Below are 11,023 nucleotides of genomic sequence, written 5' to 3'. Positions count from 1 at the left end.
TTAAAAATATTTAACACTGTAACAAATCCAATTATTACTCAGCACTCTTAGGCGCACCGCATGCATTCATCAATAAAATAATAGCTATTTCAAATTACGCTGAAACTAGCAAGTATGAACTACCTGGTACACACCTTAACCTAAAGGTTAGCATCCAGTCTGGAGTTCACTTTGGCAGCAATGTTCGTACCATAAATATAGGCCTCAATCTCATCTCGACTGGATAAACTCTTTTTAGGCTTAAAAGCAAACCCACATTTCAAGTTCTGTGAAAGTCCCTTTCGCACAACGTCGGGGCGGTCTCTATTTAACTCAACTAAGTACTCTTCCCCGTTAATTAGCAAGCGAATTTTTATCGGTCCCGCAAATTCCGCTGTCGCCCAACCAGTAATCAAGTCCGGGCCTACATCGATAAAAATTTTTCCATAACACAGATAAGGAGTCTCGGCAGCTATGCGCTCCTTCAATTGTGCAACACCGTTCTTCACATTCTCTACATAACAGAGAAGTGCATCATCATGCTCATCATTTAAATCATGGGCTTTAAAATAAGCTTCACCCTTTTTTCTAGTTGAACTGCCAGCACCAGAACCTTTATGCTCCTTTTTCATTGCATGTTCATATCTGGACTTGACAACATAATGATTAATTCTTAACCCATCATAGGAAACTTGAGCTGTTTTGGGTTCATTAGGCCCGCCATTTTCAAATTCAGTAGGTTGGAAGTTAGCAGAATAATAACACCCGGCCTTAAGCACACACTCATGGACATGCATTTTCTCAACCATAGGCGGCTTCAAGATTGTTTTAATGTGGCGATTAAATTCATGCCCTTGCTTGGAAGCTTGAGTAAATCGCTCAATCACTAGGCCATCACTTTTAAATCTATGACCAGATGAGCCAAAATTCCTCCAGTTGAGCGCTAGTGCACCGGCATCCTCAATTTGATTGAAGCCAGACAACAGGTCTTTTAGATTAACGTCTTGAGTATTAACGATAAACTCATCAGCATCAATAAATCCTAGCAAATCAACTTCATCGCCAAAGCGATTTAATATCAGGTTATACGCCGGCATCTGCGGACCGCGATCCTCCACCCTAGGAAAATAAATTCTATTTATCACGCCCAGGCTATCCAGGGCCTCCAACAACTGAGAGGTGCCATCATCACTGATGTTATCTGCAACATAAAATGCATCAACACCGATCAACTGGTGATACACAATCCATTCAAGGATATACTCATATTCGTTCTTAAAAATTGCAGCGATTCCAAACTTCATTCGCACTCAAAAGACCTTTTTAGGTGATAGTACTATTTCCAATACTCTCACAACAAAATATATAAAGTTCACGATTGGCGAGTACCTAATATATCTATCAAATAGGTAAACGCCCAACTTCTCCAGCAAGTGGTCATGTGTATAAAAAGAAGTATGCAATCTTGAACAACCAATAAACTCTTTTAGCTTCCGCCCATCAACGGGAGAACGGTTTTCTCCAACACACTTGATCTGACAGACTTGAACCCGCCAACTTCTTAGGAAATAGCCTAGATCCAATATCATGGGCAATGCACACTAAGAAAATCTCGGCAGAGATGGTAAAATCAGCAGAGGCTGGCCAGTTCCGGCCACAACAACCTCTAAAGAAGCTAAATCAGTGATATGAGCTAAATCAAAAGTAAAGCCAACAAACCCCCCCGACCCAGCCCTCGCGCCTTGTAGATAGGACTATATTCACTAGCTCTAGTCTCTGCCACAACTTTGCCATTTAACCTAGCGTTAAGCAGAGTCGCTTCAGCTTCTCCCTCTGATATCGCCCATCCCTTCAAATACCCATTTTCTAAAGCTGTGACAGCACCTAGCGTAAAGCATGCTTGATCTAGAGCCAGATGAAGGCGCCAGTCAAATTGATTCCGGGCAAGGGTATAAAACTCATACTCCTTTGCATTCAACTCATGCAATTCAGATATTTGTTCACTTGTGAGCTTTCTCGAGTGAACAGCCTCATTGACAGCAACGTTTTGACGTAAAACTGGAAGCTTAATATCAAATTTTTGGTTAAGCAGGAAAAGAGAATCCTCATATGAATCAACAAACCCTATAAAACCAAACTGAGACCAGTCTTCCTGGCCGACAAGACGAAGCTGTCTATTAATATTTTCACGAGACCGGTAAAAATCCTCAAAACTACCTTTATAATTTTGCTTCCAAATTTTATGATTATACTCAGAAATAATTCTATCGACTGGATCACGTAAAAACGTTACCATCCGTCCAACACCAAATATATCAATGTATTTTGATGCATGAAAATGACCCGTCAAAAATTTATAGCCTCGCCTGTCAAAGTCCTGATAAAAGCCCCAGCTATCCACCCCTCCAGAAGTCCATTTTTCAACGAGAGGGCTTGTCAAAGCTGAACCCCTTCCATAATCCCGGCAAATTTTATTTTTACCAAAATAAGTATCGGCACCTTTTCGGAAGCTGGTACCTGCAGTTTTTGGGATATGCACAAATATTATGGATTTCACTAGAACATCCCAACCAATATTAACAGGACTAAAAATAGCTCTCTATTCATAAATTCATCAGATGCAACTGACTAAAACAACTGAAGGCCTGCGTACAACAATAGAGGGGAAACCTTAAATACAAGAACTCACCTATTTCCTACAACCCAGAAGGGCGAATCAAGACATAAATCGCGTTCACAAAAAACCTTCGACCAACAATATGCAGCTCCTAATGTCATCACGACAGAAGCATAATAGCTTATCACTAATGTAAAGCTAACTGAGAGTATTACATAGGCTCTCGATAACCACAGCCATAAATCCAGTCTCTTGCAATACCACCAGTGTGCGAGAGCTAATATACCCAATAACTACCTATTCATATTTTCTGATCCCCTTCAACGCAAACTGCCTGTGCGCATCCGGTAAAGCACATGCTCAATCTTAATCTTTCATAAACTCAAAAGAGAAATATTTTCATCGATATAAAACTCACAATAATGTATACATGCCAATAATTTTAATCGATACCTTTCAAGTATAGCTCACTGTACTTAGGATCGAAATGTGCCATATTTTTTAACACATCGGCTAGGCTTTTATTAAGCTTGTTAATAGTATCAGGCGATAATTCTTTCAAATACCTTCCTGGCATGACATCTGATCCTGACCACTTATTGCCCACCCATTTTTTATTTAATGAAATATTTTCAGGCCGCTCCACTTCAAGCTTATCCAGCAAGTCAATGCTCAGCGTGGTTCCAATAAACTCACTGGAACGCCTAATAAATGAATCAAAATCCATACATAGTTCGGCATAACTTAAAACTATAGAATTTTCCAGAGAACCTTCTAATACCCTCCAAAAATTTTCATAATAACTAGCTTCTGATAAAGATTGCTGTAATACCCAAGAATCTATACCTTGCTCAGCTATCCTCTCCCTCCTCTTCTGAAGCTCATCCTTACATACCCCTGGAGCGGGATGAGACTGTGTCCAATGAAACATATTACACAGACGATCCCTCGGATCTCTAAAATTAACTAAAAATTGATATTTAGAGAAATCCATCAGCGTATTAAAATCTATAGGTCTATTGAATACATGGAATCCTCCATCCATTGGCACTATGGATTTCTTTAGCTCCGAAAGCTTGCCCTCCAGAATAAATTTATCTACATACTTACTATCTGCTACATTGAATCCTGCCATCTCACTAAAAATTCTAATCATAGATCCAGTGCCAGATGTTGCAGAAGCCAGAAAAATGAAAGTATTCACAATTTCAACCTAGTTAAAAGCACATTTTAGTGATTATTTTTCAACATAGAAAAAAATAACTCTGAAAAACCTTGAGTTTCATTTTCCATATCAACACCTGAACTCCCATATCGATATGAAAAAAAAGGCGGAGCACCCTTATCCGAGCGAACCCTAGATAAATATCGTTCCACGTTCCCTGTTATCACATAATCAGGATTAAACATTTTCAACATTTCACAATGTAAAAACGGTGACCTTAGGAAAAGTATCTCCGTAAAATAACAGCTAAGAACAGGCAACATTCCCCTCAAAAATGAGTCGCCAAAAATCAAAAGCTTTGCTGAATATTTTGCAGATTTATTTATATAAATATCAACAATTCCATTATTCCCCCCTTGACCCCATTACTGAGAACCCTAGTTCCTTTGGGAGGCGTAAATACCTCAATTTCTCTAGAACCCGCTCCAATTTTTGAAGACAAATCTCCAACACAGGATTTCAATTTAACTACGGGATTCAAGCAATTCCAAACTTCTTTTTCGGTCAGATCAGGCAAAATAGATCTGACAATTTCTAGCAGAACTATTTTTACACCCTGGATATTCATATGAGTATCATCTCGATGAAACACCCTCTCATCTGATTCCCTTAAACTGGAAGCGGGATATATCACCTTACTACTTCGACGCTTTTCTTTGTAGCATTCAAACAATCCAGAAACTCTACCTAATGGAAAGTTATCACTCTCTATAACATGCTTATCAGGAAATACTACATGTGAAAAAATAGCACCTAGATCCGAGCAAAACTTTGACCTAAAATCAAAATTATCCCAAAAAGAGTCTATTGAATCTCTGGCGACCGTAACGTTCCCAAGAAAATAATCAACAGGGCTATGATTACCTTGCGCCAGATAAAGCTCGTCGTGAGCGCCAATTAGAACACCGTTTCGTATATTCAAATTCTCACGCATAAAATACCTGAACATCCATACAAATTTGATATTTATGATTTTGCATCATGCAAATATTATTGCCTAGCGCACAAAAAAGAAATGAGATCTTCAACGCCGGATAATGGGTTCCAGCGAACCTCATCACCCAAACTATCCTTTTCACAGAATTCAGTAAAAGTGAGGCTAGCTGCCAAATTTTCATCGCCAAACTCTTCTGCAAGTTTTGTATTTGGCAATTCATAGGCAGACATAATAGTTTTTGCGAACACCGGAGGTAACTCAAATACAGAATCACTCTCCTCTATTTTTTGCGAAAAGAGGCGAAGTAATTCACTATTTTGCAACCCCAATCGATTCATTGCTAACTTAAGAAATAACGCCTGTTTTGAAAGAGATGAGTTTGACGCTTTTTTTGATGGTAAATCAAGATTTGATGAATTAATCCTATCATCACCAAAAAGAATTTTTGAAATAGCCCTGTCAAGCCCTTGATCTTCAGAAATAACTAAATCATAAGGTATTAATGAAACCTCACAACCCAACTCAGTCCATTCTTTGCAGTTATCATAATAGTTTAAGGTCTTGTCTTTTTTACTCCAAACGAGATCAGCTGTTCTATTAAGTGCTTTGACATCTTGATTAAAACCTGAAGCAAGAAGGCGGTCCTGTCTTCGCACAGTATAAATTACCTCTATTTCAGAAAAAAACTCTTTAAAAAAGTTATATATCAAATCCTTTTCTGGGAGAATAAAATATTCTGAAGAACAAAAAACTGCACTATTTCTCTTGGCGAGATTGTGCACATCTTCCTTTACCCGTTCTAAATCAATCTCTTCTTTTAAATTTTTTATATCAGCCCTTACATTCAAATGTTCATCGTTAATAAATGAGCATGCCAACTGATGAGGGAACCTATTAGAAAGAACACCAAGATTATGATTTAAATGAAAAAAATTAACGTTCAAATTAAATAGAGACTGTATATAGCTTGTGCCAGTTTTAGGCATTCCCACATGTAAATATAATTTAGCCACAATAAACTCCCATATGTTTATCTGCGCATTCACTAACAGTTAGAGGTTTCGGAATATTACTTGTGATCAGGTTCCAGCTACTATCCTCTCCACAGGCCTTCAGTATTGCCTGTTTCAGAGAGTTACTATTCCCGTTACGGAAATGATATCCACTTATATTATCGGAAATTTTTTCAACCATCCCGCCAATATCACTACCTATCAATGGTCGACCATGATTAAAAGCTTCCTGAATTACCATTGGGGAGTTCTCCCACCACACCGAGGGAATAATTACCCAGTCCGCTTGCTCCATTAACTTGCCAATCTCATGGGATTCATATGATCCATGCAAAGTCACTAGATCACCCAGCTCCTCTAATAAATCATGAATTTTTTGCTGAAATTCCTCAGTCTGACCCTCTAAATTTGCGCCATGAATGTCGAGATGTACTTCTTCCCGAACTTCATCCGGCAGTAATTTAAAGGCTTCTAGTAATATATCAACACCTTTAAATGGATTGATTTGGCCAAAAAATGCAAAGCGACCGCGTTTTTCGCCTTCACCCAGCGGCCTGGCAACCGGGCGCTCTACTTCTGGTTGACCATTTTCGATCATGATCAGTTTTTCTTCGGGAATCCCCCAATCTTTATAACGATCAATTAAAAAATGGCTGGGCGAAACAAATTTATCCACAAGATTAAAGATGGACTTGATATATTTTTCCCGTAGGAAAAAATCTGCAGTAGAGCGTTCAGGAAAACAACGTCCACAGTCAGCTGGTGATGACTTATAGCAGAGCTTCATCTGTTTGCCCGGCTTTACCATCTGTCCATTGTTTGCACAAATTGCCAAATATTCATGCAATGTCATCACAATACGCGTATCCGGCAGTGTATTTCTAACTTCACGTACTAATTCAAGTCCCATATGAATATAGTGATGAAAGTGAACTACTGTTGGTCGATATCGTTGGAGAAATGCGCGGAATTCCTGCCATACATGCTTTTTACAACCTGATTGAAACAGGAAGAAGTCAGACATATGCGTATGAAATAGGATCTCTTTCTCAGAGTTAATTGTAGAAAAGGCAGACCCACCATGAGACGCTTGGTTAGTCCGAGCTAAAAATACGGTATCCAAGCCCCGCCGTTCATACTCTTTAAATAAATTGTAAGCAGCAACTTCAGCTCCACCTTTACTGTGATCCGGGTGGCCATGCGAAACGATCAGTATTCTTTGTTCTGTCATCGGTAAGTCCTTAGTGCACCAGCTGCTCAATTAGATTTCCCCAGCGCTCTGTGTGTTGCCAAGCGTTGTATAGGGTAATCTTGAATTTCCAATCGCGATTTTCAAATAAGTTCTGAGACAATCTCTCTAAATGATAGAGCTTCTCATCAGAAAGTACGTAATGGCGATATCCCATATCACGCAACTTCAGACAAAGATCTGAATCCTCAAAATCACCGAGCACATAAGTCTCATCTAGACCACCGACAGACTGGTAGAGCGATTTAGTGATAAACATGCAAGCCCCAGTAACAGCTGGGGACTCAGTGACCGGATCTATATTTAACAGCCACTCAGGATTACCTTTTCCTGGGTGTTCATTAAGCCATAGATTGCCAAACTGCATACTCTTGGAAAAACTCATACCCACATGCTGTATAGTGCCATCATCAAATACCAGCTTTGGTGCAACAACGCCAACATCTTCCAAGCCCGATGATTTTTCTTCAATTCTAGAAAGCCAACCATTACGACTTGGAATAATATCTGAATTAAGCAGTACTAGTTTATCTGCGGTTGCATACTTGACGCCCAGGTTATTGGCACCAGCATAGCCCAGGTTTCTGCCACCATAGATCACCTTGAAGCCAATAGGGAACAACATACTGGTGTCGTAACAGAATGGGATAAACTCATCGTAGAGTCTGGGATCATCCAGGACGTAGATTAATTCAGTTTCATTAAAATCTTCATCATTAATAAACTGTGCAATCTGGTGTAAAAGAAAATCATAGCGGCCATAAAGCGGAACAATGACACTACGTTTAGGATTGCGAACCTCTGTGCCAAACTGCAATACTTCAACTTGAGGTTCATCTAGAAGATCACGCCGATTCGACCAAAGTGCAGATAATGCCGGGCCGATATGTTGACGCATATTTACCTGGTAATCTCTTCCGGTAACATTAAAATTCACTAACACTTGTTGGCTAGCCAAAATAATATCTTCCCGCACATTGGATTGCTGTACTGGAATTGTGCCTAAAGCACCATCTTTAGTAAAAAGAAGTTCTAACTTAGCTTGCTCAATTAAATGTGGCATAGGTATCCAAGCAAAGAATCCAGCCTTATAAGTTGGACTTGCTTTTCCAGGAAAAGCTTCCAGAACATCCTGGCGAGTATAACGAGCAGACTCTTTGAGTAAGTTTTCGCTATAACTACCATCGGTAGTACGCAAAACCAAACTCGCCAAGTCATTTTGTCCATCTAATAGCCAGCCTGATAGGAATAAACCGTGCCCCGGTACTGCTAAAATGTTATCCCAGTGGGAGTTAACTTTAGATTTAAGTTGGTTTTCATCCAGTGTACGCAATCCTGGGATTACAAATACACTGCTACCCATACTTTCGAACATCAGATCAAGTAGTTGTGCCTTTTCATCCGTACGCCAAGTCATACAATGGCCAAATAGGGATTCACCACTTAATTCAACAAAAGCATTTAACTCAACGCTCTTAGCTTTAGAGTCTTTAGCTGAAACAGATAAACATAGGGATTTTTCGTTCACTGGGTGATCATAAGGCCAGTCTACCAATAGGCTATACCCCCAACGGGCACTACCTTCAAAGCCAAAATGTCGATTTACATCTAAGCGAGTTGTGCGCAGCGTTGAGTAATTAAGTTCACCAATATTTGGTCCTTCAAAATCTTCATCGCTATCAATATATTCAAGGCGAAAGTCCAATGTGCTATGGGCGGGGTGAAAGGCCCAACCTTGTATCAATAAATGCTTGCCACCAATAACACCACATATATCAACCCAAACCTGAGCTATTTCCGGGAAATTCTTAGTTGGCTTAGTTGTTGCCGCCTTTAAACGCTCTAGTATCTTAATTCCCATTATCTCATTCCATCCTTATTCAGCGGTACGATATTGTTGTGCAATCCATTTACGGTAACTGCCATCCATTACCGCTCTCCACCAACAATCATTGTTCAAATACCATTGCAAGGTCTTATAAATGCCTGTCTCAAAGCTCTCCAGGGGTTGATAACCAAGTTCGTTGTTGGATTTCTTTGGATCAATGGCATAGCGGCGGTCATGGCCGGCCCTATCCTGGACGAAAGTAATTAACTCTTGCGCATTACCTTTGATAACAGATAGCGCTTGAGGGTACTTAGTGGCTAACGAAGTTTTTTCAGCAAACTCACGATTCATCAAGTCACAGATGAGTGTAACAATATCGATGTTTGCCCATTCATTAATGCCACCGATGTTATAGCACTCTCCAAGTTGCCCTTTTTGTATCACCTGCTCAATGCCCCTAGCGTGATCTTCGACATAAAGCCAATCACGAATCTGTTTTCCATCTCCATATATAGGTAATGGTTGATTGAGCAAAATATTTGTGATCACCAGCGGAATTAGTTTCTCTGGAAAATGGTAAGGGCCATAATTATTGGAGCAATTACTGGTTGTTACTTTCAGTCCATAAGTATGGTGATAGGCTCGAACTAGATGATCAGAGGCAGCCTTGCTGGCAGAGTATGGGCTATTTGGAGCGTATTGGCTCGTTTCACTAAACGCAGGATCTTCTGCTTCAAGAGTGCCATACACTTCATCGGTTGATACATGGTGAAAACGGTGAGTTTCTCGATGGAGCCCTTCATCCAGCCATACTTTTTTTACCGCCTTTAACAAGCTGTGAGTACCGATAATATTTGTCTGGATAAAGGCATCTGGCCCACTTATCGAACGGTCTACATGGCTCTCAGCTGCAAAATGTACCAAAGTATCAATCCGATGCTCTCTAAGTATATTTTCGACTAAATGTGTATCTGAAATATCGCCTTGATAGAACTTAAAGGTTGGCAGATCACTAACTGAATCTAAATTTGCAAAATTACCAGCATAGGTGAGCGCATCCAGAACTACTACTACGTCTTGTGGATAGGTTTTCATCCAGTAGTGAACAAAATTGGCTCCTATAAAGCCTGCGCCACCGGTTACCAGCAAGTGTTTCATCTTCATACCAAAAAATTAGCTACGATTTATTTAAAGTCGATTTGTACTATTGAGATTTTAGGGATAGTGCTTGTCTCAGAGACTCCCGCCAATGTGGCAGTTCAACTTCCAGTTCATTTATCAATCGGCTCTTATCTAGCACACTGTATGCTGGCCTTTCAGCCGGTGTTGGATAGTCTTCAGTTCTAATTGCATCAATGGAAAGCTCTTTATCGGAAGGAATAAGGCCAAATTTCTTACTTTCTTCGAATATTGCTACTGCAAAATCATACCAACTTGCCACTCCCAGATCGGTGCAATGAAAGATACCTTTTACACTATTTTGCTCGGCTAATATGAATAGAACCTTAGCAAGAGTTCCAGTCCATGTTGGTGTGCCTATCTGATCTGCAACTACACCTAATATCTTCCTGTCAGACATTAGTCTAAGCATCGTACTAACAAAATTATTACCATGGGCAGAATAAACCCAAGCAGTACGTACTATTACCGCTTCTGGTAGTACATTCTGAACGGCAACTTCAGCTTCCGCTTTACTAGCGCCATATACCCCCAATGGATTCAACTTATTTGTTACCAAATAAGGGGATGACTTTTTCCCATCAAAAACGAAATCAGTAGATATGTGAATAAGTCTAATACTAAGTCTCTTACATACCTCAGCTAGGTTTGATGCACCAATTGCATTAACAGAAAAAGCTAGGTCTTGCTCTTTTTCAGCTTTATCTACAGCCGTATAAGCTGCTGCATTAATAATTAAATTTGGGCGATACTTCTCTACTACCGATTCAACGGTGGACCGATCAGTAATATCAAGCTCCTCACGAGATAAGCCTATCAGCTCATACTCCACAGGACATAGACGCTGAAGTTCACGTCCAAGCTGACCGTTTTTGCCAGTTACTAGAATTTTCATAGATACGCCAACCGATTGCCTATAGTAACGATACACATGGCTTATATGCGCAGCATTGCATAGCAATTAATTTATAAATTACGAGGAGACCCTGTATAAGG

Annotated in this window: 9 protein-coding genes; all 9 read right to left on the bottom strand. The window is 39.9% G+C overall.

Translation table 11 applies throughout. From position 1 onward, the window contains the following. Positions 1–140 precede the first annotated feature (140 nt). Positions 141–1,283: a glycosyltransferase family 2 protein gene (locus QT397_07840; protein WNZ57243.1), complete on the bottom strand. Its 1,143-nt coding sequence runs from the start codon at positions 1,281–1,283 to the stop codon at positions 141–143. Positions 1,284–1,672: 389 nt separating this feature from the next. After that, entirely contained in the window at positions 1,673–2,536 is an 864-nt protein-coding gene (locus QT397_07835) for a sulfotransferase family 2 domain-containing protein (protein ID WNZ57242.1), read from the bottom strand. A 502-nt stretch (positions 2,537–3,038) separates the two neighbouring features. Next, on the bottom strand, positions 3,039–3,800 hold the full coding sequence (locus QT397_07830; GenBank protein WNZ57241.1) for a hypothetical protein: 762 nt from the start codon (positions 3,798–3,800) through the stop codon (positions 3,039–3,041). Positions 3,801–4,143: 343 nt separating this feature from the next. Beyond that, positions 4,144–4,755 (bottom strand): hypothetical protein, encoded by a 612-nt coding sequence (locus tag QT397_07825; GenBank protein WNZ57240.1) that lies wholly within the window; start codon positions 4,753–4,755, stop codon positions 4,144–4,146. A 56-nt stretch (positions 4,756–4,811) separates the two neighbouring features. Next, a complete protein-coding gene (locus QT397_07820) occupies positions 4,812–5,771 on the bottom strand; it encodes a hypothetical protein (GenBank protein WNZ57239.1) in 960 nt (319 codons plus the stop codon). Then, entirely contained in the window at positions 5,764–7,002 is a 1,239-nt protein-coding gene (locus QT397_07815; GenBank protein ID WNZ57238.1) for a glycosyltransferase family 4 protein, read from the bottom strand. The genes QT397_07820 and QT397_07815 overlap by 8 nt, the downstream gene beginning before the upstream one ends. Before the next feature lie 10 nt (positions 7,003–7,012). After that, on the bottom strand, positions 7,013–8,881 hold the full coding sequence (locus QT397_07810; protein WNZ57237.1) for a glycosyltransferase family 2 protein: 1,869 nt from the start codon (positions 8,879–8,881) through the stop codon (positions 7,013–7,015). A 15-nt stretch (positions 8,882–8,896) separates the two neighbouring features. Further along, positions 8,897–10,006 (bottom strand): dTDP-glucose 4,6-dehydratase, encoded by a 1,110-nt coding sequence (gene rfbB, locus QT397_07805; GenBank protein WNZ57236.1) that lies wholly within the window; start codon positions 10,004–10,006, stop codon positions 8,897–8,899. Positions 10,007–10,052: 46 nt separating this feature from the next. Then, a complete protein-coding gene (gene rfbD / locus QT397_07800; protein ID WNZ57235.1) occupies positions 10,053–10,922 on the bottom strand; it encodes a dTDP-4-dehydrorhamnose reductase in 870 nt (289 codons plus the stop codon). Positions 10,923–11,023 lie beyond the last annotated feature (101 nt).

Source organism: Microbulbifer sp. MKSA007 (genome assembly GCA_032615215.1).
Classification (GTDB): domain Bacteria; phylum Pseudomonadota; class Gammaproteobacteria; order Pseudomonadales; family Cellvibrionaceae; genus Microbulbifer.
The sequence above is the reverse complement of the archived record's forward strand: the minus strand, read 5'-3'. Positions and strand labels throughout refer to the sequence as shown.